Source organism: Pseudoxanthomonas sp. UC19_8, assembly GCF_042700505.1.
GTDB lineage: Bacteria > Pseudomonadota > Gammaproteobacteria > Xanthomonadales > Xanthomonadaceae > Pseudoxanthomonas_A > Pseudoxanthomonas_A winnipegensis.
Window position 1 is genome coordinate 73,073 of record NZ_CP170559.1, and the last position, 25,562, is coordinate 98,634.

19 protein-coding genes and 1 pseudogene are annotated in these 25,562 nt (G+C 70.3%); 8 read left to right on the forward strand and 12 right to left on the reverse strand.

Going from position 1 to position 25,562, the window contains the following annotated elements; genetic code table 11:
- Nucleotides 1-279: 279 nt before the first annotated feature.
- Entirely contained in the window at nucleotides 280-891 is a 612-nt protein-coding gene (locus ACFJIT_RS00355; RefSeq protein ID WP_379654637.1) for a lectin, read from the forward strand.
- Nucleotides 892-1,092: 201 nt separating this feature from the next.
- Here ACFJIT_RS00355 and ACFJIT_RS00360 read toward each other — a convergent pair whose 3' ends face one another.
- From ACFJIT_RS00360 to ACFJIT_RS00380, 5 genes are all read right to left on the reverse strand, one after another.
- Nucleotides 1,093-2,391: an APC family permease gene (locus ACFJIT_RS00360; RefSeq protein WP_379654638.1), complete on the reverse strand. Its 1,299-nt coding sequence runs from the start codon at nucleotides 2,389-2,391 to the stop codon at nucleotides 1,093-1,095.
- Nucleotides 2,388-3,170, reverse strand: a complete 783-nt coding sequence (locus ACFJIT_RS00365; RefSeq protein ID WP_379654639.1) for a L,D-transpeptidase — start codon at nucleotides 3,168-3,170, stop codon at nucleotides 2,388-2,390. Before ACFJIT_RS00365 ends, ACFJIT_RS00360 begins: the two co-directional genes overlap by 4 nt.
- Before the next feature lie 23 nt (nucleotides 3,171-3,193).
- Entirely contained in the window at nucleotides 3,194-4,045 is an 852-nt protein-coding gene (locus ACFJIT_RS00370) for a MurR/RpiR family transcriptional regulator (protein ID WP_379654640.1), read from the reverse strand.
- An 889-nt stretch (nucleotides 4,046-4,934) separates the two neighbouring features.
- Nucleotides 4,935-6,032 carry a dipeptide epimerase gene (locus ACFJIT_RS00375; RefSeq protein WP_379654641.1) on the reverse strand — a complete coding sequence of 366 codons (1,098 nt, stop codon included), beginning with the start codon at nucleotides 6,030-6,032 and terminating at the stop codon, nucleotides 4,935-4,937.
- The gene (locus ACFJIT_RS00380; RefSeq protein ID WP_379654642.1) at nucleotides 6,029-7,471 is read right to left on the reverse strand and encodes an SH3 domain-containing protein; all 1,443 of its coding nucleotides are present in this window, start codon (nucleotides 7,469-7,471) and stop codon (nucleotides 6,029-6,031) included. The genes ACFJIT_RS00375 and ACFJIT_RS00380 overlap by 4 nt, the downstream gene beginning before the upstream one ends.
- A gap of 251 nt (nucleotides 7,472-7,722) precedes the next feature.
- Here ACFJIT_RS00380 and ACFJIT_RS00385 point away from each other — a divergent pair, with 251 nt between their 5' ends.
- From ACFJIT_RS00385 to ACFJIT_RS00410, 6 genes and pseudogenes are all read left to right on the forward strand, one after another.
- On the forward strand, nucleotides 7,723-9,102 hold the full coding sequence (locus tag ACFJIT_RS00385; RefSeq protein ID WP_379655681.1) for a transglutaminase-like domain-containing protein: 1,380 nt from the start codon (nucleotides 7,723-7,725) through the stop codon (nucleotides 9,100-9,102).
- A gap of 45 nt (nucleotides 9,103-9,147) precedes the next feature.
- On the forward strand, nucleotides 9,148-13,794 hold the full coding sequence (locus tag ACFJIT_RS00390; protein WP_379654643.1) for a TonB-dependent receptor domain-containing protein: 4,647 nt from the start codon (nucleotides 9,148-9,150) through the stop codon (nucleotides 13,792-13,794).
- A 14-nt stretch (nucleotides 13,795-13,808) separates the two neighbouring features.
- Complete coding sequence (locus ACFJIT_RS00395; protein ID WP_379654644.1) at nucleotides 13,809-14,585, forward strand: N-acetylmuramoyl-L-alanine amidase; 777 nt, start codon at nucleotides 13,809-13,811, stop codon at nucleotides 14,583-14,585.
- Nucleotides 14,582-15,289: a M15 family metallopeptidase gene (locus tag ACFJIT_RS00400; RefSeq protein ID WP_379654645.1), complete on the forward strand. Its 708-nt coding sequence runs from the start codon at nucleotides 14,582-14,584 to the stop codon at nucleotides 15,287-15,289. Before ACFJIT_RS00395 ends, ACFJIT_RS00400 begins: the two co-directional genes overlap by 4 nt.
- Before the next feature lie 227 nt (nucleotides 15,290-15,516).
- Nucleotides 15,517-16,760: pseudogene (locus ACFJIT_RS00405) on the forward strand (DUF819 domain-containing protein).
- Between the two features lie 163 nt (nucleotides 16,761-16,923).
- Entirely contained in the window at nucleotides 16,924-17,874 is a 951-nt protein-coding gene (locus ACFJIT_RS00410; RefSeq protein WP_379654646.1) for a sodium:calcium antiporter, read from the forward strand.
- On the opposite strand, the gene ACFJIT_RS00415 is transcribed toward ACFJIT_RS00410, so the two are convergent.
- The 6 genes from ACFJIT_RS00415 to ACFJIT_RS00440 are packed head-to-tail and all read right to left on the reverse strand — an operon-like array spanning nucleotide 17,875 to nucleotide 23,785.
- Entirely contained in the window at nucleotides 17,875-18,261 is a 387-nt protein-coding gene (locus tag ACFJIT_RS00415; protein ID WP_379654647.1) for a Na+/H+ antiporter subunit G, read from the reverse strand.
- Nucleotides 18,258-18,542 carry a K+/H+ antiporter subunit F gene (locus ACFJIT_RS00420; RefSeq protein WP_130516400.1) on the reverse strand — a complete coding sequence of 95 codons (285 nt, stop codon included), beginning with the start codon at nucleotides 18,540-18,542 and terminating at the stop codon, nucleotides 18,258-18,260. The genes ACFJIT_RS00415 and ACFJIT_RS00420 overlap by 4 nt, the downstream gene beginning before the upstream one ends.
- On the reverse strand, nucleotides 18,539-19,039 hold the full coding sequence (locus ACFJIT_RS00425; protein ID WP_130535785.1) for a Na+/H+ antiporter subunit E: 501 nt from the start codon (nucleotides 19,037-19,039) through the stop codon (nucleotides 18,539-18,541). The genes ACFJIT_RS00420 and ACFJIT_RS00425 overlap by 4 nt, the downstream gene beginning before the upstream one ends.
- Nucleotides 19,039-20,580 (reverse strand): monovalent cation/H+ antiporter subunit D, encoded by a 1,542-nt coding sequence (locus ACFJIT_RS00430; protein WP_379654648.1) that lies wholly within the window; start codon nucleotides 20,578-20,580, stop codon nucleotides 19,039-19,041. Before ACFJIT_RS00430 ends, ACFJIT_RS00425 begins: the two co-directional genes overlap by 1 nt.
- Entirely contained in the window at nucleotides 20,577-20,957 is a 381-nt protein-coding gene (locus ACFJIT_RS00435) for a Na+/H+ antiporter subunit C (RefSeq protein ID WP_130525040.1), read from the reverse strand. Before ACFJIT_RS00435 ends, ACFJIT_RS00430 begins: the two co-directional genes overlap by 4 nt.
- Complete coding sequence (locus ACFJIT_RS00440) at nucleotides 20,957-23,785, reverse strand: monovalent cation/H+ antiporter subunit A (protein ID WP_379654649.1); 2,829 nt, start codon at nucleotides 23,783-23,785, stop codon at nucleotides 20,957-20,959. The genes ACFJIT_RS00435 and ACFJIT_RS00440 overlap by 1 nt, the downstream gene beginning before the upstream one ends.
- Before the next feature lie 350 nt (nucleotides 23,786-24,135).
- On the opposite strand from ACFJIT_RS00440, the gene ACFJIT_RS00445 reads away from it, so the two are divergent.
- Nucleotides 24,136-25,035 (forward strand): NAD-dependent epimerase/dehydratase family protein, encoded by a 900-nt coding sequence (locus tag ACFJIT_RS00445; RefSeq protein ID WP_379654650.1) that lies wholly within the window; start codon nucleotides 24,136-24,138, stop codon nucleotides 25,033-25,035.
- Here the strand turns inward: ACFJIT_RS00445 and ACFJIT_RS00450 are convergent.
- Nucleotides 25,029-25,511 carry a DUF962 domain-containing protein gene (locus ACFJIT_RS00450; RefSeq protein WP_130528149.1) on the reverse strand — a complete coding sequence of 161 codons (483 nt, stop codon included), beginning with the start codon at nucleotides 25,509-25,511 and terminating at the stop codon, nucleotides 25,029-25,031. The genes ACFJIT_RS00445 and ACFJIT_RS00450 overlap by 7 nt on opposite strands.
- Between the last annotated feature and the right edge of the window lie 51 nt (nucleotides 25,512-25,562).

Consider the following 25,562-nt stretch of genomic DNA (forward strand, 5'->3'; position numbering starts at 1 on the left):
CTGCGCTGGCCATCGGCCAGGATCAGCACGCGCCGCTGGCGCATGTCCAGGCCCGCGCGATGGGTCTGCAGGGCGGCGTGGGCCTGGTCGGTCTTGCGCGGGCGCATGCGAAGGCGGCTCGGAGGAAGGCGCGCGCAGCCTGCGTGGTGCCCATGAAGAGGCGGTGACACCGGTGGCGTGCATGTGCGCAAGTGCGGGCGCGGTCCGGGTTTGCGTGAGATTCACCGGCGCCCGCTAGGCTGGGGCGGACCGATATCCGCCTTCGAGGAGCCCGCCTGCATGAAATCCCTGCTGCCCCTGACTGCCGCGCTGGCCCTCACCCTGGCCGCGTGCAAGCCGGCCGACACGCCGCAGCCCAGCACGCCGGCTGCGTCCGAGCCGGCCGCCTCCACGCCGGCGCAGGCGTCGCCGCCACCCGCGACGGGCGAAGCGGACCCGCAGGCCGAGGTGCCGGCCACCTGGCAGGGCTATGGCGATCTGAAGCTGGGCAGCACCGCCGACGCCGCGCGCCAGGCCTGGGGCGGCGAACTCAACAGCAGCACGCCTTCCGAGGGCGGCGCCTGCTATCAGCTCACGCCCAGGTGGGCCACCGACAAGGCCGACGTGGCCTTCATGATCGAGGGCGATCACTTCGTCCGCTACGACGTGACCACCTCCAAGGAAGTCGCGCCCGGCGGCGGCAAGGTCGGCATGGACGAGGCCGCGCTGCGCGCGCTGTACGGCGACAAGCTGCAGTCGATGCCGCACAAGTACGTCGAAGGCGGCAAGTACCTCAGCGTGGACGGGCAGGGCGGGGCGAAGCTGGTCTTCGAGACCGGCGCCGACGGCGTGGTCACCAGCTGGCGCGTGGGCCTGCCGCCGCAGATCGACTACGTCGAAGGCTGTGCGTAACGCGGCGTGCGGGTAGGTGTGTCTGTGGGGGCCATTGTCCCTCCTGATCGGGGCGCGCCCACCTTGTAGAGCGGAGCTTGCTCCGCTGCCTTTCGACCCGATCATCGGGAAAGCCCCAGCGGAGCAAGCCCCGCTGCCTTTCGACCCAGTCATCGGGAAAGCCACAGCGGAGCAAGCTCCGCTCTACAGGTGGGGTTCCCCTCAGGCTTTGCGGGGGAACAGGTAGATCAGCGTGCCCACCACCATCGCCACGCCGACCGCCAGCAGGTTGGACAGGCTGGCGCTGCACAGCAGGCCCAGGGTGAGCAGCAGCGCCAGCACGGGGATCAGCGGGCCGCCGGGCAGGCGCAGGGCATTGGGGTTGTCGCGATGCTTGCGCGCCAGCACCAGCACCGCCGCCGCGGTGCCGATGTAGGCCAGCAGGCGGGTCACCATCGACAGCAGGGCGAGCTTCTCGAACGAGCCCGACAGCGCCAGCGCCACCGACAGCACGCCCTGCACGATGATCGCCGCGGCCGGCGTGCGGAAGCGCGGATGCACGCCCGCCAGGAACTTCGGCCCGAAGCCGTCCTGCGCCAGCGCGAACAGGAAGCGCGGTCCCAGCATCACCGTGTTGCTGGTGGTGCCCAGGATCGAGATCACCGCGCCGACGGTCAGCACCAGCGCCAGGCCCTCGCCACCGAAGCGCGCGGCCGCATCGGCCAGCGGCGTGGCCGACTGGGCCAGGCCGGGCAGGGTGCCCATCGCCACCACCTGCACCGCGGCGTAGATCAGCGTCACCAGCGCGATCATGGTGATCAGGGCGAAGGGCACGTCGCGGCGCGGGTTGCGGAACTCGCCGGCGGCGGCCGGGATGTTCTCGAAGCCGGCGTAGGCGAACAGCAGCAGCAAGGCCGCCTGGCCCAGGTTGGGCAGGTCGTGCAGGTCCGGCGCGGTGCCGGCGAAGGCCAGCGACCAGTCCATGTAGAACAGGCCGACGATGACGAACAGCAGCAGCGGCACCAGCTTGCCGATCACCAGCGCCACGCCGGTACGCGCGGCCGAGCGCACGCCGATCACGTTGATCGCGGTCAGCAGGCCCAGCGAGCCGATCACCACCACCAGGCGCCCGGCGCCGCTGGCGGCCGCCGGCCAGAAGCGCGAGACCGCATCGGCCAGGCCGTTGCCCAGCGCCGCGGCCGAGCTGATGCGCGTGAGCCAGATCATCCAGCCGACCTGGAAGCCCGCGTAGCGGCCGAAGGCCTCGCGGGCGTAGAGATAGCTGCCGCCGGGCTGGTCGAAGTAGCTCGCCGCCTGCGCGTAGCACAGCACCAGCAGCGCCACCGCCACGCCGGCCAGCAGCACCGCCCACAGGCTCAAGGGCCCCATCAGCGCGACCGTGGCCGCGGGCAGCAGGTAGATGCCGCTGCCGATGACATCGTTGATCGACAGCCCGACGATCTGCCAGCGGCTGACCGCGCGGACCAGGGTGCCCTGCGCGGGCGTGGGCGACGCGCTCACGGCTGCGCGCCCGCGGGCAGCGGCGGCAGCGACCAGGCGCGTTGCAGACGCTGGTACTCGGGCCGTGGCAGCAGCACGAACAGCGGCCGGCGCGCCGGGTCCAGCCAGGCCTGCAGCGCTTCCATGCTGGCCGGCGCCATGGCCGTGCAGCCGGCGGTCGCCTCGCCGGGCTTGCGCCACAGGTGGGCGAAGATGCAGCTGCCGGCGCCCGGCGTGGCCTTGGCGTTGTGTTCGATCACGAAGCCGCGGGCGTAGCGCGGATCGCCATCGTTGTGCAGATCCAGCCGCATGCGCTCGCTGGCGCCCTTGACGGCCTGCGCGCCGACCTGGCGTTCGTCGACGATCCGGTTGTAGAGCGGCGAGTCCGGCACGTCCACGCACCAGCTCGAGGCCTGCATCTGCTGGTAGGTGAGCTTGGTATCGACCGAGGGCGCATAGCCGAAGGCCTCGCCGATGCCGTAGATCCCCGCCGGGCTGCGGCCATCGCCCTCGCGCTTGCGCGGACCTTGGTGCTGGGCGGGGAACAGGCCTTCGCCCCAGGCGCTGCCCTGCTTGCCGATCGCCACGGCGAAGGCCGGCGCCGCCGGCTTCCAGCCCGCTCCATCGCGTTCGAAGGTCTGCAGCCGGCCCTGGGTGTCGTCCCAGCCGCCGGTGGTGACCACCACCAGCTGTTGCGCCTGGGCCATCGCGGCCGGGGTGGAGGTGTCTTTGGCCAGGGCCGGCGACGTGGCCAGGACCAGCAGCGTGCACAGCAGGAAGTGGGGCAAGCGCAGGGACATGGACGCTCCGCAGGGCAGTGGGGTCAGGCGTCGAGCAGGTGCTGGACGCGCTCCAGGTTGACCGCCAGCTGGCGCTCGCGGTCGGGATTGGTCTGGCACAGCAGCACGAACACGAAGTCCAGCAGGGACTGCAGCGAACAACGGTACAGCAGCTGGGCGATGTGCGGGGCCGGATCGTGCGCGGACACCACCAGCGCCGCATCGGCATGCGCGCGCAGCGGGTTGGCGGTGTGGCGGGTGATGGACACCACCATGCCGCCGGCGTCCTGGAACTGGCGCGAGATCTGCGACAGCTGCGGCACCTGGCCGAACTCGGACAGCAGGATCAGCACATCGCCCGGCCGCGCGGCCGAGACGTTGGTCATCATCAGGATCGCATCGGCGTGGTGCACGGTCAGCACGCCCAGCAGCGACAGGCGCATGGCGAACTCGCGCGCGAACAGCCCGTCGTCGCCCAGGCCGCACACGAACACCTTCTGCGCCTGGTCGATGCGCGCGACGATCTGCTCGATGCGCGCGCGCGGGTTGAGCAGGCGCGTCTCTTCCTCGGCCGCGGCCTTGCTGCGACGCAGGCTGTCTTCCAGCCGGGTGTAGGCATCGCCGCGGTCTTCGGGCGCGGTCGGATCCGCCGGCTGGCCGCCATCGCCGCGCGCGATGGCCTGACCCACCGAGTACTTCAGATCCGGATAGCCGCGGAAGCCGAGCTTCTGGCTGAACTTCACCACCGAGGACTGGCTGATGCCCAGCGCGCTGGCCAGCTGCTGGGAGGAGTAGTCGCGCAGCAGGTGGGCGTTGTCGAGGATGTAGTCGGCGATGCGTCGTTCGATGGCGGACATGCGCTCGCGTTCGGCGCGGATCTTGAGCAGGGGGGGCATCAGCGGGCGCCCCTGCACAAGCTGTTGCCGTTGCTGTTGCTGTTGCTGCGGCCGTTGCTGTTGCCGTTGTGCTCTTTCCGATCCCCTCCGCAGCGGCGATGCCGACGGGTCAAACCCCGCAGGGGCGCCGCGCATGGATGCGCGGCGTTTCCGGTCGGGGCAGGATGCCCCGTCCGGAAATTCCCGTCGGCAGCGCGGACCCGGCGCGCCGCAGGCGCGGCGGGCGCGAGGACTGGGGTGTGCTTTCTTTGGCCTACCTTTCTTTGCACAAGCAAAGAAAGGTAGGTCGTGCCCCGGAGGGGCGCGAAAGCCTTTGCTGTTACATGCTGCTCCGTGTTGGTGGAGTGCCGCTTGGAGCCAAGGAGAACGCGCACGTGTTTGCGCGTTGCGCGGTTCGCTCTCGTCAGATCGAGAGAGAGTGCTTGTGGGTGTTGCAGCTTCTGTTCAAAGAAGGAGCAACTGCCAAAGCAGGGGCAACGGCCAAAGCGTTTCTCGCCCTGTCGGGCGCGAGTCACTTTTCTTTGCTTGTGCAAAGAAAAGTAACCAAAAGAAAGCACACCCCGTCCTCGCGCCCGCCGCGCTACGCGCGCCGGGTCCGCGTGACCGGCGGGGATTCGCGGAAGGGGCATCCTGCCCCTGCCGCGAACGCCGCGCATCCATGCGCGGCGCCCTTCGGGTGTTTCCCCGCCGGTCCCGCCGCTGCGGAGGGGGCCCGGAAAAGCACAAGCAACGGCAACGGCAGAAGCAGAAGCAGAAGCGCCTCCCGTCGTCCCCGCGCACGCGGGGACCCAGTGACTTGCGTGCAGGAGAGGCAAAGGCGCTGGATCTGCGCCTTCGCGGGGATGATGGCCGTAAGGACGCGTGGCGTTCCGGAGAAGGCGCATGTGCCTCACGGCGCGAGCAGCTCCAGCCCCTGGATCTCGCGGATGCCCAGCCCCGGCGCATCCGGGATGCTGATCTCCGATTCGTCGAACAGCACCCCGCCCACCACCGGGTTGAACTGGCCCAGCGAGGGCCCGTCCAGATCGATCTTGGTGATCACATTGGCCTTGGCCACCGCCAGATGCACCGCCGCGGCCACGCTGATCGAGGACTCGATCATGCAGCCGATCATGCAGTCCACCCCGTACAGCGCGGCGATGTCGGCGATGCGGATGGCGTTGGACAGCCCGCCGGTCTTCATCAGCTTGATGTTGATGATGTCGGCGGCGCGGCGCTGGATCAGGTCGAACACCTGCTGCGGGGCGAACACGCTCTCGTCGGCCATCACCGGCGTGTTGACCCGCTCGGTGACGTACTTGAGGCCGTCGATGTCGGCGGCCTTGACCGGCTGTTCGAGCAGTTCCAGCACCACGCCGGCGTCCTCGAGCTTGCCCATGGCGTAGACCGCCTGCTTGGCGGTCCAGCCCTGGTTGGCGTCCAGGCGCAGCAGGGCGCGGCCCTCGACCGCGGCATGGATCGCCTTGACCCGCTCGATGTCCAGGCCGATGTCCTTGCCGACCTTGATCTTCAGCGATTCGAAGCCGCGCTCCAGCGCGGACAGCGAATCGGCCACCATCTTGTCGATGTAGTCCACGCTGATGGTGATGTCGGTGGTGATCACCGGATCGCCGCCGCCCAGCAGCTGGTACAGCGGCGCACCGTAGCGCTGCGCCCACAGGTCGTAGAGGGCGATCTCCACCGCGGCCTTGGCGCTGGTGTTGCGCTCCATCGAAGACTGCACCAGCGCGGTCAGATGGTTGAGGTTGGCGATGTCCTGGCCGATCAGGCGCGGGGCGATGAAATGGCGGATGGCCTCGATGATCGAGCCATGCGTGTCGCCGGTGATCACCGCGGTGGCGGCGGCCTCGCCGTGGCCGATGTGGCCGCTGTCGGTGCGGATCAGCACGATCACGTCCTCGACCGTGTCCACGGTGCGCAGCGCGGTCTTGAACGGGGTCTTCAGCGGCACGCGCAGCATGCCCAGCTCGATGTGGGTGATCTTCATTCTTGGGCTTTCGGGCGGATGCGCTGGATGTTGGTGATGCGGTCGACATAGCTGGCGGTGTCGCTGGCCAGCATGGGTTCGAGCGGGGTGACCGACACGCCGTTGAGGTGGCCGGCCACGCGCCTGCCGTCGGCGCCGGCCCAGCCGCCGCCTGCGGTGTCGTGGATGACGTAGGCCAGGCCGTTGGCATGGCCCAGCACCACCATGACGTGACCGGGGATGTAGACCAGGTCGCCGAGCGCGAGCTGCCTGACGGCGGTCAGGCGCTTGGCGTCGGGGTCGTCGGGGGCGAAGGCGATGCGGTCCAGCGCCGGGCTGACCGCCTGCTGCGAGGTATTGCGCGGCAGCAGCACGCCGAAGCTGCGGTAGACCTCGGAGGTGAAGCCGCTGCAGTCGCGCGCATCGTAGGCATGGCCCCAGCCGTAGCGCTCGCCCAGGAACTTGAAGGCCTGGGCGATGAAGTTGCGGGGGGTCAGCGGCAGGTAGTCGGCCGCCGTGTCGGCCGTGCGCGGCAGCAGCGCCGGCACCAGCGCCAGCGTGCCGTCGGCGTTGCGGATCGGCAGCTGGATCACCCAGGCGGTGTAGGGCAGCTGGCCGTTGACCGGCTGGGTCGGCGCCCAGTCGGCCAGCACCGGCACGCGCACGCCCATGTCCAGCTGCAGCTGCGAGACCTGCGGCTGTTCGGGCGTGAACACCGTGGTGGCGGTGGCGCCGGTGACCACGCGATACGGGCCGCGGGCGCCGTAGTCGAACACCTGCTGCGCGCTGCCCAGGCCGACGAAGCGCTTCTCGATCCAGGCGCTGTAGCGCTCGGAGGTGACGAACAGCCACTGCCCGTCGCGGCTCTCGTGCAGCACGGCCACCGCATCGCCGGGGAACAGCGCGCTTTCCTGGAAGCGGTCGATGTCGTGATCGTCCAGGCTGCTGAAGACGCGCTGCGCGGTCGGGAAGGTGCGCAGGTCTGCGCGATGGGTGACCAGGCCGTAGCGCAGCGGCGTGGCGGCGGGCACGGCGTCCAGCGCCAGGCTGGCCTGCAGCGCGTCCAGCGCGGCGGCGTCCAGCGCCTGGCCGTCGAGGCCGTACAGCGTGCGCGTGGGCCGCGCCGACAGCGCCTGGATCGCCTCGACCACCTGCGCCCTGGGCAGTTGCGCAGGCAGGGCGCGCAGGTCGTGGATGGCCGGGTCGTCGCGGCGCATGCGCGCGTTCTGCGCGGCGATGCCGGCGCGGTCCAGCAGCACGCGGTCGGGCTGGGGCTGCCTGGCGATCCAGTAGGCGGCGGTGAGCTTGGGCGGATCGACGCCGACCACGCCGGTGACCGGGTCGATCGCCACCTGCGGCACCGGCACGCGCGCGGCCAGCGAGCCGATGGCCAGCAGCGACAGCAGGGCGCAGCAGGCGGCCGCGCGCAGGGCGTGGGCCGGGGAGGGCGGGCGCGTCATGGGGTGTCGCTCCGGAATCGATGAAGAAAAATAATTATTCCTATTGATCTGAAATGCAAGAATAAATTATTGACCAAGCGCGACCCACGTGCTAATCGTGTCGCCCTCCGCCGCTACCCGACGACCGCCTCGACGTGGACGCCTCGACCTGCCCCGGTTCTTCCTTGGCCACCCGCCTGGCGCGCGGTGCCCTGCTGTGCCTGGTCCTGGCGACCGCGCCGCTGGGCGCGCGCACGGCCACGTCCCCTGCGATGGTGCCCGAAGTGATCGCGCAGGTGGACTGCGGCCAGTTCCGGCAGGCGCAGGCCGGCATCGATCAGGCCCTGGCCGATGCCACGCTGGACGCGGCCACGCGCCAGGCGTTGCTCGACCAGCGCGAGCGGATGCGCCGCATCCGCCTGGATTTCAGCCTGGATCGCGCCGCCGCCTTCGCCAGGGTGCAGCAGGCGATCCCGGACCTGCGCCAGGACGAGTTCGACGCCTGGGACGCGCAGGGCCTGATCGAGCACATGGACATCGACGGCCAGCGCTGGTGGTTCAAGCGCGCCCCGTCCAACCTGTTCCTGCTGAGCAGCCAGGCCGCGTCGCGTCGCGCGCAGCCGCGTGCGCCCGCCGAGGGCCCCAACGAGCGCCTCAACGACCATCACCGCGAAGTGCTGCGCGAGGCCAGGGCCAGCGGCCGCACCAGCGTGGCGCCGCGCCGCATCGAGGTGACCCAGTCCCTGACGGTCAAGGCCGATGCGGTGCCCGATGGCGAAACCATCCGCGCGTGGATTCCCTATCCACGCGCCATCCCTGGCCAGCAGGAGGACATCGTGTTCCTGGACAGCACGCCGGCCGGCGCGCGCGTGGCCGGGACCGAGGCGCCGCAGCGCACCGCCTACCTGGAGGCCACCGCGCGCAAGGGCCAGCCCACCCGCTTTGCCGTGCATTACGCGGTGACCGTGTATGCGCGCCACTTCGCCATCGACCCGGCCAAGGTGGTGGCCACCCCAAGCGACGCGGCGCTGAAGCCGTTCCTGGCCGAGCGTCCGCCGCATGTGGTGTTCACCCCGCAGTTGCGCGCGTTCTCCAGGCAGGTGGTGGGCGATGAGACCAACCCGTACCGCATCGCGCGCAAGCTGTTCGCCGCGGTGGACCAGATCCCGTGGGCCGGGGCGCGCGAGTACTCGACCATCAGCAACCTTTCCGACTACGCCCTGCGCGCCGGTCATGCCGACTGCGGCCAGCAGACGCTGCTGCTGATCGCGCTGCTGCGCCTGAACGGCATCCCCGCGCGCTGGCAGAGCGGCTGGGTGTTCTCCGACGATGCGGTGGGCTACGACAACATCCACGACTGGGGCTGGCTGTACCTGGCGCCTTATGGCTGGGTGCCGATGGACGTGACCACCGGGGCGCTGGACAGCGCCGACCCGGCCGAGCGCGACTTCTACTTCGGCGGGCTCGACGCCTACCGCATGGCCTTCAACGACGACTGGTCGGTGGGGTTCGCCCAGCCCAAGGCGGCGTGGCGCTCGGACGATGTGGACTCGCAGCGCGGCGAGGCCGAGTGGCGCGGCGGCAACCTCTACTACGACCAGTGGAACTACGACTTCAAGTGGCATGTGGCGCCGCTCACGCAGGCGCCCTGAGCCCTTTCGATCTTCCCCACCATTTCACCTGAAGGAGAGAGCAGGATGAAAGCCAAGCAGTACAAGCGCGTCGCGTTGTGTGTGGCCCTGGGCGCGTGCCTGGGCGCGATGGCGCCGGCCATGGCGCAGAGCACGACCGGCGCCATCGCCGGCCGCGCCGCCGTCGGCGACACGATCACCCTGACGCACCAGGCCACCGGCCTGACGCGCACGGTCACCGTCGGCGGCGATGGCCAGTACCGCCTGGCGCAGCTGCCGGTGGGCGAGTACCGCCTGGTGGTCGAACACGCCGGTGGCGGCGCCGGCGCGCCGCTGGAGGTGAGCGTGCCGCTGGGTGGCACCACCACGGTCAACCTGGGCGATGCCGGTGCGGTCACGCTCGATGGCGTGCGCGTGGTCGGCGCCAAGGTGATCAACCAGGTCGATGTCCATTCCACCGAGACCTCGTTCAACATCAGCCGCCAGGAGCTCTCGCGCCTGCCGGTGGACCAGAACCTCAGCGCGGTGGCGCTGCTGGCGCCGGGCGTGGTGTCCTCGGGCGCGACCTTCGGCGGGCTGACCTTCGGCGGTTCGTCGGTGGCCGAGAACGCGGTCTACATCAACGGCCTGGACGTGACCGATCCATATCGGCGCCAGGGCTTCTCCTCGGTGCCGTTCGGCTTCTTCCAGGAAGTGCAGGTCAAGACCGGCGGCTACTCGGCCGAGTTCGGCCGCAGCACCGGCGGCGTCATCAATGCGGTGACCCGCTCGGGCGACAACACCTTCCGCGCCGGCGTGGAGTTCACCGCCGAGCCCTCGGCCTGGGCCGCGTCGAAGCAGGACCACTTCCACCACGACGGCACCCTGGACGAACGCGACCGCACCAGCCGCGACGCCAGCTCGTTCTACAAGACCAATGTCTGGGCCTCCGGCCCGCTGATCCGCGACAAGCTGTTCTTCTTCGGCATGTACGAGATCCGCGACAGCCAGCCGCGCGACATCGACACCACCCAGGCCTTCTACACCAAGGGCGACAACGACTTCTGGGGCGGCAAGCTCGACTGGCGCATCACCGACGATCATCTGCTGGAACTGCTGGCCTTCTCCGACAAGGCCGACACGGTCACCGACGCCTATGGCTACGACTGGGACAGCGGCACGCGCGGCGCGTGGGTGGGCAGCAGCAATGCGGCCACCGGCGGCAACAACTGGTCGCTGACCTATACCGGCCACTTCGGCGACAACTTCGTGGCCAAGGCCCTGTACGGGGTGAACAAGCGCAGCGAGGACAGCGGCAGCCCGCTGGACGCGGCATGCAGCATCGTCACGCGTTCTGGCAGCTATACCGCGGCCTTCGGGCCCAGGACCACGCAGGAAGGCTGCCATCCGAGCAACTCCAGCATCAACAGCCGGCAGGACGAGCGCAAGGCGGCGCGCCTGGACTTCGAGTGGACCCTGGGCGATCACCTGCTGCGCTTCGGCGCCGACCAGGAAATCATGGATTCCACCAGCGCCCGGGTCTATCCGGGCGATGGCCGCAGCTATCAGGTGCAGGCGACCACGCCGGGCAGCGTGCTGCCGGGCGGCGGGGTGGTGCCGGCCGGCGTCAACGCCATCGTCGATGCGCGCTACTACCTCACCGGCGCGCCGGTGCGGGCCAAGGCGCAGGCGATCTACGTGGAGGACAACTGGAACGTCACCCCCAACATCCTGCTCAATCTGGGCGTGCGTGCGGACAAGTTCGAGAACACGCTGCTGGCCTCGGGCGCGACCTTCGCCAAGGCCGACTTCTCCGACATGGTGTCCCCGCGCGTGGGCTTCAGCTGGGACATGCGCGGCGACGGCACGACCAAGCTGTTCGGCAACGCGGGCCGCTACTACATCCCGCTGACCAACAAGCTCACCGATTACTTCGGCGGCGGCACCACCGACGAGCACACCTACTACGCGCTCGACGGCTGGTCCGAGCAGCGCCACCCGGTCACCGGCGCGCCGTACCTGCTGCCCAACCTCGGCGCGCAGATCGGCCCGGTCAATACCGACGGCAACGCGCCGGCGCCCAGCGACCTGCGCACCACGGTGGCTAAAAACATCAAGCAGGTCTACCAGGACGAATATATCCTGGGCTTCCAGCAGGCCATCAGCGCGGCCTGGTCCTATGGCGTCAACCTGACCTATCGCAAGATGACCCGCGCGGTCGAGGATGCGCGCATCAACCATGTCGCCGGCTGCCCCTGGTACTCGGGCGACTGGCCGATCATCAACCCGGGGCGAGAAGACCACGCTGTGGTGCCCGACCACCGAGGACTGGGTGAGCTTCGATTCGTCGAAGGACGGCTACAAGGCCGGCGGCAGCGGCGCGATCATGGGCTACAAGAAGCCGCGGCGCACCTACAAGGCGGCCGAGTTCCAGATCGACCGCGCCTGGGACGACAAGTGGTTCTTCAACGCCAGCTACATCTATGCGCGCAGCGAGGGCAACATCGAGGGCCCGGTGAACTCGGACACCGGCTACAACGACACCAACCTGGTGCAGTACTACGACCATCCGGCGGTCAACGAGCGCTACGGCGTGCTGTTCAACGACTACCGCCACCAGGTCAAGCTGCGCGGCGGCTTCAAGCTCAACGACATGTGGAGCTTCGGCGCGACGCTGGCGGCGCACTCGGGCGGGCCGATCACCGCCTTCGGCGTGGTCTGGCCCAACGACAGCCGCGCGGCCGGTGGGCCGGGCGAGTACAGCGGCGGCGGTTCGGGCTGGCTGTGCACGGCCAACTGCGGCGACTGGCGCACGCGCCAGCTGGTGTACACCGAGCGCGGCGCCTTCGGCCGCATGCCCTGGGTCTACAACCTGGGCGCCAACGTGACCTGGACCCTGCCGGTGGAAGGCATCGACCTGAAGGCGCGGCTGTCGGTGTACAACCTGCTCAACCGGCAGACGGTGATCAACGTGCATTCGCGCTACGAGAGCGCACCGGGCACGCCGATGCCGTATTTTGGCGAGGGCACGGTCTGGCAGGAGCCGCGCTGGACGCAGTTGGTGGTGACCTGGAACTTCTGACGGCAGGTGCGCGGGCGGCCCGTCGCGCACGGGCCGTCCATCGCGACGGGAACGGCATGTTCAAGCACACAGGCAAGGCGCTGGCCCTGGCAGGGCTGCTGCTCGCATCGGGGCCGTCGGCGGCGGCCGATGCGCCGGCGCAGGCGTCCTTCGACACGCTGTTCGACCAGGCCATGGCGCGTTACCGGCTGCCTGGCCTTGCGGTGGGCGTGGTCGAGGACGGCAAGGTGGTCTACCTGCGCACGGCGGGCGAGACGCGTGCCGGCAGTGGGGAGAAGATCGACGCCGACACGCTGTTCAAGATCGCCTCCAACACCAAGGCCATGACCACCGGCGTGCTGGCGCGGCTGGTGGATCAGGGCAAGCTCAAATGGGACGACCCGGTCACCAAGTACCTGCCGCAGTTCCGCATGGCCGATCCCTGGGTCACGCGCAACTTCCAGGTGCGGGATCTGCTGATTCATAACAGCGGGCTGGGGCTGGGGGCGGGCGATCTGATGCTGTGGCCTGAGCCCAACGACTTCACCCGCGCCGACATCATCGCCGGGCTGGCCTATCTGCAGCCCACGCACAGCTTCCGCGCGCACTACGCCTACGACAACCTGATGTACGTGGTCGCCGGCGAAGTGGCGGCCAAGGCCGGCGGCAAGCCCTACGACCAGCTGGTGCGGCAGGAGCTGTTCGGCCCGCTGGGCATGACCCGCTGCCAGGTCGGCGCGTTCGATCGCGATGCGGTGGGCAACCTGGCCCAGCCGCACATGGTCCAGGACGGGCGCAACCTGGTGGTGCGCGCCGATGGCCGGACCATTCCGGACAACCCGTCCATGTCCGCCGGCGGCATCCGCTGCAGCGTGCGCGACCTGACCACCTGGATCGCGATGTGGCTGGCGCCCGATGCGGCCCATCCCTGGCTCTCGGCCCAGCAGCGCACCGCGCTGTGGACGCTGCATACGCCGATGCCGATCGGGGCGCAGCTGCGCGACTGGGACGGCACGCATCTGTACGGCTATGGCTACGGCTGGCGGCTCTCGGATGTGGACGGTCAGTGGCGCGTGGCGCATACCGGCACGCTGATGGGCATGTATTCCTCGGTGACGCTGCTGCCGGACCGCAAGATCGGCTTCGTGGTGCTGATCAACGGCGACGGCGAGGCCGCGCGCACCGCATTGACCGAGGCGCTGACCAAGCACTACACCCGCCCCGGCGCCGGGCTGGATGTCGATCACTACGCGGGCCTGCTGGAACAGGCGCGCGCCAAGGCGGCCGCGAACGCCACGCACCCGCAGTTGCCGGACACCTCGGACCGCAAGCCCGCCCCGGCGGCGCAGTTCGCGCGCTGGCAGGGCGTGTATCGCGATCCGTGGTTCGGCCAGGTGAGCCTGTGCCCACAGGGCCAGGGCGTCGTGTTCCGCGCCGCGCGCTCGCCGCTGATGCGCGGGCCGGTGCTGGTCTCGCACGGGCGCTGGCTGGTGGACTGGGACGATGCCAGCGTCGATGCCGAGCCGTGGCTGGACTTCGCCCAGGCCGACGGCAAGACCACGCTGACGCTGAAGTCAATCGACCCGGACGCCGATTTCAGCTACGACTATCAGGACCTGCACTTCCAGCGCGTGGCCGCGTGCCCGGCGCAGCGGGGCGCAGCCGATCCATGAACCAGGGCCCGTCGATGCATTCCATTCCGAACCTGCCATTGCGCGCGGCCATGCTGCTGCTGGCCGCGCTGCTGCTGTCGGCCTGCGCCGGCCTGCCGCCGAAGAATCCGCTGGCGCAGTGGGAGCCCTCGCCGAATCAGAATGCGCGCGGGCCGATCCTGATCGTCATCCACTTCACCAGCGAGGACTCGGTCGCCGAGAGCCTGAAGACCCTCAAGACCGCCAACAGCGCAGGTCCGGTCAGCGCGCACTATCTGATCGGCGCAGACGGCAAGCGCTACCAGCTGGTCAGCGACGACCGCCGCGCCTGGCATGCCGGCGCGGGCCACTGGGGCACGATCAACGACGTCAACTCCGCCTCGATCGGCATCGAGCTGGACAACGATGGCCAGTCGCCCTTCGCCGATGCGCAGGTCGACAGCCTGCTGCTGTTGCTGGACGACCTGTGCCGGCGCCACCACATCCCGCGCACGGCGATCATCGGCCACGAGGACATGGCACCGGGGCGCAAGGTCGATCCGGGTCCGCTGTTCCCGTGGAAGCGGCTGGCGCAGGCGGGCTTCGGCGTGTGGCCGCGCGCCGATGCGCCGCCGGCGCCGGCCGGTTTCGACCCGTGGCTGGCGATGGCCACGCTGGGCTATCCGCTGGACAACCGCGGGGATGCGGTCCAGTCCTTCCGCCATCATTTCCGCGGCCTGGAGGGGCGCACGTTCGATGAGGAAGACCTGCGCATCCTGCATGACCTGACCCTGCCGCCTCCGGCGAAGGACGCGCAGGAGGATGCGCCGTGAGGCGTGTTCTCCCCTTCCTGCTGGCGCTGGCCGCCTCCAGCGCGGCGCACGCCGCCGAGCCGGTGCGCACCTCGCCGGCCACCACCGCCGCGCAGGCCGGGCTGGTCGATGTGACCACGCTGGCGCCGGACGTGCGGCGCGACATCCGCTACGCCGGCGCGCACAACTTCACCGGCAAGCCGGTGGAGGGCTACGAGGCGCCGAAGTGCCTGCTGCTGGCGCCGGTGGCGCAGGCGCTGGCGCAGGTGCAGGCCGACCTGCGCGCGCAGGGCCTGGGCCTGAAGCTGTTCGACTGCTATCGCCCTGTGCGTGCGGTGCAGGCCTTCATGCGCTGGGCCGCCGATCTGCCCGACCAGACGATGAAGGCCGAGTCCTATCCGGCGCTGGACAAGACCCGGATCATCCCCGATGGCTATGTGGCCGAGGTCTCCGGCCACAGCCGCGGCGCGACGGTGGACCTGACCCTGGTGCGCTGCCAGGACGAGGCCTGTACCGAGCTGGACATGGGCACGCCGTTCGACTTCTTCGATCCGCGCGCGCATACCGATGCGCCGGGCCTGAGCGAGGCGCAGCGCGCCAACCGCAAACGCCTGGTCGAGGCGATGGCGCAGCGCGGCTTCGCCAACTATCCCGGGGAGTGGTGGCATTACACCTTCAAGCCGGAGCCCTCGCCCGACGTGCAGTTCGACGTGCCGGTGCGCTGACTTGTGCGAGCAGCTGTCTGTCGGATGTAGAGCGGAGCTTGCTCCGCTGCTCTTCGGCCGGATCTATCGGGAAAGCCCCAGCGGAGCAAGCTCCGCTCTACAGGTGGGAGCCGCTCTTGTGGCCTTTTCGGCCAATGGCGGCGATGGGCTCTCCGGGAAGGCCTCATCGCCGCCGTGGCGGCTCCCACCTTACTTCGACCGGCCTGCGCGGCCGCTGGAATCGCTTCATGTCTGAGACCCACACCGCCCTGATCCAGTCCGACATCGTGCTGTTCGGCCTGATCGCCGCCACGCTGGCGTTCGTGTTCTGGACCGCCTCGCTCAAGGGCTTCTGGCAGAAGTTCTACGGCATCGTGCCGCCGCTGCTGCTGTGCTATTTCATCCCCGGCATCTTCAACTCGCTCGGCGTGATCGACGGTGCCGGCAGCCAGCTCTACAACCCGGTCGCCAGCCGTGTGCTGCTGCCGGCCGCGCTGGTGCTGCTGACCCTGACCATCGACCTCAAGGCGGTCATGGGGCTGGGCTGGAAGCTGCTGGCGATGTACTTCGGTTCGTCCTTCAGCATCATGCTCGGCGCGTTCTTCGCCTTCTGGGTGATGCAGCACGCGCATCCGGCGACCACCGCCGGCGACACCTGGGGCGGCATGGCGGCGCTGGCCGGCAGCTGGATCGGCGGCGGCGCCAACATGGTCGCGATGAAGGAGATCTTCCAGGTCGACGAGACCACCTTCGGCCAGTTCGTGGTGCTCGATGTCGGCGTGGGCTATGTGTGGATGGCGGTGCTGATCTTCCTGGCCGGGCGCGCCAAGGCCATCGATGCGCGCTCGGGCGCCGACACCTCGGCCATCGACGCGCTCAAGGCTCGCCTGGCCGACTACAGCGCCCAACACGCGCGCATCCCCACGCTGACCGACTACATGCTGATCATCGGCCTGGCCTTCGGCGTGGTCGGCCTGGCGCACGCGGTATCGCCGCCGCTGGCGGGCCTGTTCGCGCCGTATCCGTGGGCGCATGCGGCCAGCCTGATTCGCCGTATGTGTGGGTGGTGCTGCTGGCCACCTTCGCCGGGCTGGCGCTGAGCTTCACCCGCGCGCGCCAGCTCGACGGCGCCGGCGCCTCGAAGATCGGCACGCTGCTGCTGTACGTGCTGATCGCCTGCATCGGCATGCAGATGGACATCGCCGCGCTGCTGGGCCGGCCTTGGCTGTTCGTGCTGGGCGTGCTGTGGATCGCCGTGCACATCGTGCTGCTGTGGCTGCTGGGCCGGCTGCTGAGGGTGCCGTTCTTCTATTTCGCCATCGGCTCGCAGAGCAATATCGGCGGGCCGGCCTCGGCGCCGGTGGTGGCGGCGGTGTTCCATCCGGCGCTGGCCCCGGTCGGCGCGCTGCTGGGCACGCTGGGCTATGCCACCGGCACGGTGCTGGCCTATCTGGTCGGCATCGGCCTGCGCGCGATGGCCGGCGCGGGCTGAGCCTGGGCGACCGCGCGCGCCCACCGTCGTTCCCGCGAAGGCGGGAATCCGGCGCCTTTGGCCTTGTGCGTGTTCCGACGCCTGCCCGCTGTTTCCCGGCGGCCTACACGCGAATCGATGGCAGGCCCTAGAATCCCCTCACTCATCCGAGCGGGGCGGTGCGATGGTCGAGGGCTGGGGTTTATTCGTGCTGGGCCTGGTGCTGCTGGCGCTGGGCGGCGACACGCTGGTCAAGGGCGTGTCGGGCATCGCGCAGCGGGCCGGGCTGTCGCCGTTCACCGCCGGGCTGTTGCTGCTGGCCTTCGGCACCTCGCTGCCGGAGCTGTTCGTCAACGGCGCGGCGCTGCTGCGCGGCACGCCGTCGCTGGCGCTGGGCAATGCGGTCGGCAGCAATCTGGTCAATCTGGGCCTGACCCTGCCGCTGGCGGCCCTGTTCGCCAGTGTGCAGGTGCGCCTGCGCCTGCTCACCCCGCTGCTGTGGGTGCTGGTGATCGCCTCGCTGCTGGTGATGGTGTTCGGCCTGGACGGGCGCCTGAACCGGCTCGAGGGCGGCCTGCTGCTGCTCGGCTTCGTGCTGGTCGTGGTGAAGGTGATCGTGCGCGGGCGCGCCGAGACGCCCGAGGTGCGCGCGCCGGTGGTGGCCTACGCCGCCACCCGCACCGTCACCTGGCTCAACCTGCTGCGGTTGCTGATCGGCGTTGTGCTGCTGGGCTACGGCGCGCGCGATGTGGTGGTCTCGATGGGCACCCTGGCCCCGGCGCTGGGCCTGACCCCGCTGATGGCCGGCCTGCTGCCGGTGGCGATCGGCACGGCGCTGCCGGAGATCGCCGCGGCCATCGCCGCCGCGCGTCGCGGGCAGGGCGACATGGTGCTGGGCCACGTGATCGGCTCCAGCGTGTGCAATCTGCTGCTGGTGGTGGGCGGCATGGCGCTGATCGCGCCGCTAGCGCTGCCGGCCTCGTTCGTGAAGCTGGAGCTGCCCGCGGCCATCGTTCTGGCCATCGTGCTGGTGCCGATGCTCCGCGGCGATGCGCGCGTCAGCCGCGGCGAGGCGGCCGTGCTGCTGCTGGCCTTCTGCGCCTGGGTGGCGCTGGAACTGGCCTGGCTGCGCTGATCAGCGCGGCGCGTCTTCGTCCTCATCCTGCGGCGCTTGGGGCCGGGTAACCTGCGGCGAGATCCGCGTGTCCTTCGGCGGCACCGGCCGGGCATGGGTCATCAGCGACAGCGCCGCCTTGCTCATCAGGTGCGCGCTGATCGGCGCGGTGATGAACAGGAACGCGGTGATCAGCAGCTCGCGCGGCTGCGGGTCCTGGCCCAGCACCAGGTGATAGCCGACCGAGGCGATCAGCACGCAGCCCACGCCCAGCGTGCTGCCCAGCGTGGGCGCATGCACGCGCCGGAAGAAGTCCGACAGCCGCACCAGGCCCAGCGCGCCGATCAGGATGAAGGCCGTGCCGGCGATCAGCACCAGCGCCAGCAGCACGCGGAAGAGGTCGATCATTCGAACACGTCCCGGCGCAGCACGAACTTGCACAGCACCACCGTGCTGCTGAAGCCCAGCATCGCCACCACCAGTGCCGCCTCGAAGTAGACCGGGCTGTCCAGATGCATGCCCAGCAGCATCAGCGCCGCGATGAAGGTCACCGACAGCGTGTCCAGCGCCAGGATGCGGTCGGCCACCGTGGGCCCGCGCAGCAGGCGCCACAGGCACAGCAGCGCGGACACGCCGATGGCCACCAGGCAGGCCACGATGGTGTGCTCGAAGAACAGATGTGCGGTCATGGAAAGATCTCCATCAGCGGTTTTTCGTAGCGGGTCTTGATGTTGTCGATCGCGTCCTGCGCGCTGCGCATGTCCAGCATGTGGACGAGCAGGTAGCGGCGGTCGTCGGTCAGCGCGGCCGAGACCGTGCCGGGGGTCAGGGTGATCATGCTGGTCAGCGCGGCGATGCCGTGCAGGTTCTGGATGTCCAGCGGGATCCAGATGAAGCCCGGATGCAGCCGGCGCTCGGGGCCGAGCACCTGCATGGCGACGATCACGTTGGAGCGCAGGATGTCCCAGGCCACCACGCACAGCATGCGCGGCACCGGCCGCAGCGAGCCGATGCGCGCGTACTCGCGGTCCAGGCGCGCGGCGAAGCGCGGGATCAGCCAGCCCAGCAGCAGGGCCAGTGCGAACTGGGCCGCGCTGTAGCTGTCGGTCATCAGCAGCCAGAACGCGATCACGCACAGGCTCAGCGGCCAGGACGGGGTCAGCCAGCGCAGCAGGCGCGTGCCCATCACGGCGCCCTCAGCACGGACGGCGCCGCGCGCAGCTGGTCGGTATAGCCGGCCGCGTCCAGCAGCTGTTGCCCGGTCGCGTCGGTGTAGCGCATCAGCGGCGCGGCGAAGGCCGTCATCGCCACGCCGAAGGCCAGCAGCAGCACCGTGGCCCAGGTCTCCTGCGGCCGGGCGCGGGCGGGCACGGGCTGTTCGCATTCGGCCTGCTCCACCTGCGCGGGCAGGCGCCAGAACAGGCGCACGCCGGCGCGGCTGAGGCCGATGATCACCAGCAGGCTGGAGAGCAGCACCACGGTCCACACCAGCGGCGTCTGCGCCGGCGGCACCGCCGAGAGCAGCGCGGCCTTGGCCAGAAAGCCCGACAGCGGCGGCAGGCCCGCGGCCGAGACCGCGGCGATCAGGAACAGCGTGCCCGGCACCGCGCGTCCGGGCAGGGCGGCGATGATCGACTTGTCGTCGCCGGCCGTGCCGCGACGGCGGCGGATCAGGTCGGCGATCAGGAACAGCGCGGCCGCCACGAAGGTGCTGTGCGCCAGGTAGTACAGCCCCGCGCCGAGGGTCTGCGCCTGGCCCAGGGCGAAGGCCACGAACAGCGTGGCCGCCGACCAGATCACCAGATAGCCGATCATCAGCCGCAGCCGTGCCGAGCCCAGCACGCCCAGCGCGGCCACCAGCAGCGTGCCGGCGCCCAGCCACAGCAGCGCGGGGCGGGCGAAGCCGGCCAGCAGCCCGGCCTGCGCGCCCAGCAGCAGGGTGCTGACCCGCAGCACCGCGTACAGGCCGACCTTGGTCATCACCGCGAACAGCGCCGCCACCGCCGCCGGCGCGCGCGCATAGGTCTCCGGCAGCCACAAGTACAGCGGCAGCAGCGCGGCCTTGGCGCAGAACACCACCAGCAGCAGGCCGAAGGCGGCCTTGACCAGCCCGGCCTGCGCCGGCGGCACCTGGCCGATGCGCGCGGAGAGCTCGGCCATGTTGAGCGAACCCAACAGCCCGTAGATCAGCCCCAGCGCGATCAGGAACACCGCCGAGGCGGCGACGTTGAAGGCCACGTAGTGGAACGAGCCGCGCAGGCGCAGCCCGCGCCCGCCGCTGGCCAGCAGGCCGTAGCTGGCGCTGAGCATCACCTCGAAGAATACGAACAGGTTGAACACATCGCCGGTGAGGAAGGCACCGTTGAGCCCCATCAGCTGCAGCTGGAAGAAGGCATGGAAATGCGGCGCGCGCCGGTCCCAGCCGCCGCAGGCGTGCAGCAGGCAGGCCACGCCCAGCAGCCAGGTCACCGCCAGCATCCAGCCCGACAGCCGGTCGGCCATCAGCGCGATGCCCAGCCGCGCCGGCCAGTCGCCGAGCAGGTAGGCGACCACCTCGCCGCCGGCCACGCGCGCGACCACGGCCGCCACCGCCACGCCCTGCAGTGCCAGCATCCCCCACGCCGCCCAGCGCCGCGCCGCCCAGCCGAAGCGCCGGTGTTCGAGGAACAGCGCCAGCGCCGCGCCCAGCAGCGGCAGCACGATCGGCCACAGCAACAGATGGCTCATGCGCCCGGCTCCCGCGGCGGCGCGGCCGGCGGCTCGGGCGCGGCATCGTGCGCATCGACATGATCGCTGTGGTTGTCGGCGCGGCTGCGCATGGCCAACACCAGGCTGACCGCGGTCATGGCGAAGGCGATCACGATCGCGGTCAGCACCAGCGCCTGCGGCAGCGGATCGGTGTAGTGCGCCAGGTCGGCCGGCTGGCCGTCCACCAGCACAGGCGGCTGGCCCGGCCGCAGCCGCCCGCCGGCGAAGATCAGCAGGTTGGTGGCATAGGACAGCAGGGTCAGGCCCAGGATCACATCGAAGGTGCGCGCGCGCAGCATCAGCCAGATGCCGGCGGCGGCGAGGATGCCGATGGCGCTGGCCAGGGCGAGTTCCATCAGGCGCGGCCTCCGGTGCTGGGCGAGCGGCGATCCGGGTCCAGCGGCTTGCGCTGGGCGCGGCGGCGGCTCGAACCGCGGATGGTGCCCAGCATCGAGAGCATCAGCATCGCCCCGCCGAACACCACCAGATACACCCCGGTATCGAAGCCCAGCGCACTGGCCAGCGGCACATGCTCGATCAGTGGCAGCTGCAGGTCCAGGTGGCCGCTGGTGAGGAAGGGCACGCCGAACAGCAGCGACGCCAGGCCGCTCAGCACCGCCAGCACCAGGCCGAGCCCGATCAGGCGGATGTAGTCGAAGCCGAAGCGCGACTCGACCGAGGCCGCGCCCTGGATGACGTACTGCATCAGCAGTGGCACGGCCAGCACCAGTCCGGCGATGAAGCCGCCGCCGGGCGCGTTGTGGCCGCGCAGGAACAGGAAGATCGACACGGTCAGGATCAGCGGGAACAGGATCTGGGTCAGGTCGGCCGGCACCGGCAGCTGCACCGGGTCGCCGGCGATCAGGCGCTCGGGCGCCATGCGCGCGCGGCGCAGGCAGGCATGCACCACCAGCGCGGCGATGGCGAACACGGTGATCTCGCCGAAGGTGTCGAAGCCGCGGAAATCCACCAGCGTCACGTTGACCACGTTGCGTCCGTAGGCCTCCGGCAGGGCGCGCGTCAGCAGCTCGCCGGCGACGGTGTCCGCGGGCCGGGTCATCATCGCGTAGGCCAGCACCGCCAGGCCCGCGCCCGCCGCGCAGGCGATCAGCGCATCGCGCCACTTGCGCCAGCGGGACGCTTCGGGCGGGCTGGTCTCGGGCAGGTAGTTCAGCGCCAGCATCATCAGCACCAGGGTCACCATCTCCACCAGCAGCTGGGTCAGGGCCAGGTCCGGCGCCGACAGCAGCACGAAGGTCAGGCTGATCATCAGCCCGCTTGCGCTCAGCACGATCGCTGCCAGCAGGCGCTGGCGATGCAGGCGCACCGCGCCGAGCGCGGCGGCGATCATCACCACCCACACCAGCGCGCCCAGCAGCGGCAGCGGCTGCACCCCGGCCAGCGACAGCGCCAGGCCGTCGCGCCACAGCGGCACCGCGGCAGCGGCGATGGCCACCAGCACCAGCATCAGCAGGCTGCGCTGCAGGCTGTTGTTGGCCAGGCGCGTGCTGATGCGGTTGCCCGCGACGAACAGCAGCTCAAGATGCCGCTTGAACAGGTCGCGCCCGATCGCCCGGGTCACCACCGCATGCAGATCCAGCAACCGCGCCAGCCCCAGGTACAGCGCCACGCCGCCGACCACGCCGGCCAGGCTCATCGCCAGCGGCCAGTTCAGGCCGTGCCACACCGCCAGGCTGTAGTCGGGCGTGGCCGGGCCCAGGATGGCGGAGACGCCGGCGTGCAGCAGCCGCGCCACGGTCAGCGCCGGGAAGATGCCCACCGCCACGCACAGCACCACCAGCACTTCGACGGGGATCTTCATCCAGCGCGGCGGCTCGTGCGGGGTGACCTCCAGGTCGCGCGGACCGTCGCCGAAGAAGGTCTCGTACACGAAGCGCAGGCTGTAGGCCACGCCCAGCACACCGGCCAGCAGCGCGGCCACGCCGGTGAACACGCGCATCGGCGCCGGCGCCGGGGTCTCCAGCGCCGCGGCGAAGAACATTTCCTTGGACAGAAAGCCGTTGAGCAGCGGGATGCCGGCCATCGACAGCGAGGCCACGATCGCCAGCGTGCTGGTGAAGGGCATCAGCCGGCGCAGCCCGCCCAGCCGGCGGATGTCGCGCGTGCCGGTCTCGTGGTCGATGATGCCGGCGGCCATGAACAGCGAGGCCTTGAACACCGCATGGTTGAGGATGTGGAACACGCCGGCCACCACCGCCAGCGGCGTGGACAGGCCGAACAGCATCGTGATCAGGCCCAGGTGCGAGATGGTCGAATACGCCAGCAGGCCCTTCAGATCGTGCTGGAAGATCGCATACCACGCGCCCAGCAGCAGGGTGACCGCGCCGATGGTGCTGACCGTGTAGAAGAACAGGTCCGTCCCCGCCAGCGCCGGATGCAGGCGCGCCAGCAGGAACACGCCGGCCTTCACCATCGTGGCCGAATGCAGATAGGCCGAGACCGGCGTCGGCGCGGCCATGGCCTGCGGCAGCCAGAAGTGGAACGGGAACTGCGCGCTCTTGGTCAGGATGCCGCCCAGCACCAGGAACAGCGCCCACGGATACAGCGCACTGGCGCGCAGCGTGTCGCCGGCGCCCAGCACCGTGTCCAGGTCGAAGCTGCCGACGATGCGGCCGATCAGCAGCACGCCGCCCAGCAGCGCCAGGCCGCCACCGCCGGTTACCACCAGCGCCATGCGCGCGCCTTCGCGCGCGTCCTTGCGATGCGTCCAGAAGCCGATCAGCAGGAACGAGGTCAGGCTGGTCAGTTCCCAGAACACGCACAGCAGCAACAGGTTGCCGGACACCACCACGCCCAGCATCGCGCCCATGAACAACAGCAGGAAGGCCAGGAAACGCGGCACCGAGTCGCGCTCGCTGAGGTAATAGCGCGCATACATCACCACCAGCGCGCCGATGGCCAGCACCAGCAGCGCGAACATCCAGGCGAAGCCGTCCACGCGCAGCGTGAACTCCAGGCCGATGCGCGGCAGCCAGGCGTGCCGGTCGTGCAGCACTTGCCCATCGAGGATGGCCGGTGTCATCGCCGCCAGCAGCGCCAGGCCGCCCAGCGGCGCCAGCGCGGCCAGCCACGCCAGCGCCGTGCGCGGCAGGCGACGGGCCGCGGCCACGATCGCCGCCATGACGAAGGGCAGGGCGAGCAGGGGAAGGAGAAGGTGGGGCATGCAGGGAATGCAGCCATTCGCGAGCAGGCCATCACGATAACAGCGGCGGCGTGAGCGGGCCGCTGACTGTCGGGTCATCGTGGTCAGCCAGGACCTGCGATCGATCCCCGGGCAGGCGGCGTTGGTGCTGCAAGGCCGGCAGGTTTGCGTCGCGTGGCGTAGGCCTGAGTGGCCGATGGAGTCCAGCCCTCGCGAAGGTGGGCTCAAGCCGCGCTGGAGAAGAAGGCGGCCTTGCAGCGCCAATCCGAAGAGCCGCCCTTGCGGCGCGATCTGCAGGGGACCGACAGGCCCTCGCGTCGCCGGAGTGCGCGCGGCGACGCGAGTGCGGCGTGCTGGCCTATCCTGTGCGGATGACTGGGTCTGTCGCTGCCGCCGCGTCGTCTTCCCCCGCCCGCGTCGCCCTGGTGCTGGGCGGCAGCGGCCAGATCGGTCAGGCGCTGCTGGTCCGACTGGTCGCGCGCGGCTGGTCGGTGTTGGCGGTCTCGCGCCACGGGCAGCCGGCGCGTGAGCGCGTGCAGTGGCTGGCCGGCGACCTGGCGACGATGCCCGCACTGCCCGATCGTGTCGATGCGATCTTCAGCGCCGGGCCGCTGGACCACTTCGCGCGCTGGTATGCCGGCAGCGCGCTGATCGCGCCGCGCGTGGTGGCCTTCGGTTCGACCAGCCTGGGCACCAAGCAGACTTCCGTCGACGCGCATGAGCGCGACCTGGCCGCGCGCCTGCGCGATGCCGAGGCCGCGGTGTTCGCCGCGGCCGCCGCGCGCGGCGCGCAGGCCACCCTGCTGCGGCCCACGCTGGTCTACGGCGCCGGTCGCGATGCCTCGCTGACCCGGATCGCGGCGCTGGCGCGGCAGCTGCGCTGCTTCCCGCTGCCGCGCGGCCTCACCGGCGGCCTGCGCCAGCCGGTGCACGTGGATGATCTGGCCGATGCGGCGCTGGCCGCCTGCGACGCGGCGGCCAGCGCCGGCCAGGCCTACGCGCTGCCCGGCGGCGAGACGCTGATCTATCGCGAGATGGTGGCGCGCACGCTGGCGGCGATGTCACCGCCGGCGCGGCTGCTGGAACTGCCGCCGCCGCTGTTCGCCCTGGCGGTGCGTACGGCGCAGGCGCTGGGCGTGGCGCGTTCGCTCAACCCCGCTGCGGTGGCGCGCATGCGCCAGGACCTGGTGTTCGACGCCGCGCCCGCGCGGCGGGACTTCGGCTATGCGCCGCGCGGCTTCGCGCCGACCGCGGCGATGCTGGGTCAGTAGCGCCAGCCCATCTTCCGGTAGAACTTGGCAAGCACCCAGATCGGGCCGATCAGCAGGTAGGACAGGTCGGTGAGGAAGCTGGGCTTGCGGCCCTCGATCTTGTGGCCGACGAACTGCGCGATCCAGGCCACCACGAACACGCTCGCCGCGCTCCACAGCAGCACCTCGGTGCCCGCGCGCTGGCTGATCAGCCGGCACACGCAGCCCATGGTGAAGAACACCACGAACATCCCGTAGCCGATCGACCGCGAGAGCCGGTTGTAATACATCCACGCGCAGAACATCGCCAGGCCCGCCCACACCCCGCCGCGGAACCAGGTGGCCTGCACCGGGATGCACCACAGCAGCGCGATCACCGACCACAGGATCGCCGGCACCGCGACGACGTGGATCGCCTGGTTGGTGAGATTGCGGTGGTCTTGCGAGTAGTTCGCGAACCACCGATCGATCGGACGTTGCGCGTCGACGTGCTGCATCGGGTCCCTCCAGGAAGACCGACAGCATAGCCCGCCGCCCGCCGCCGCACC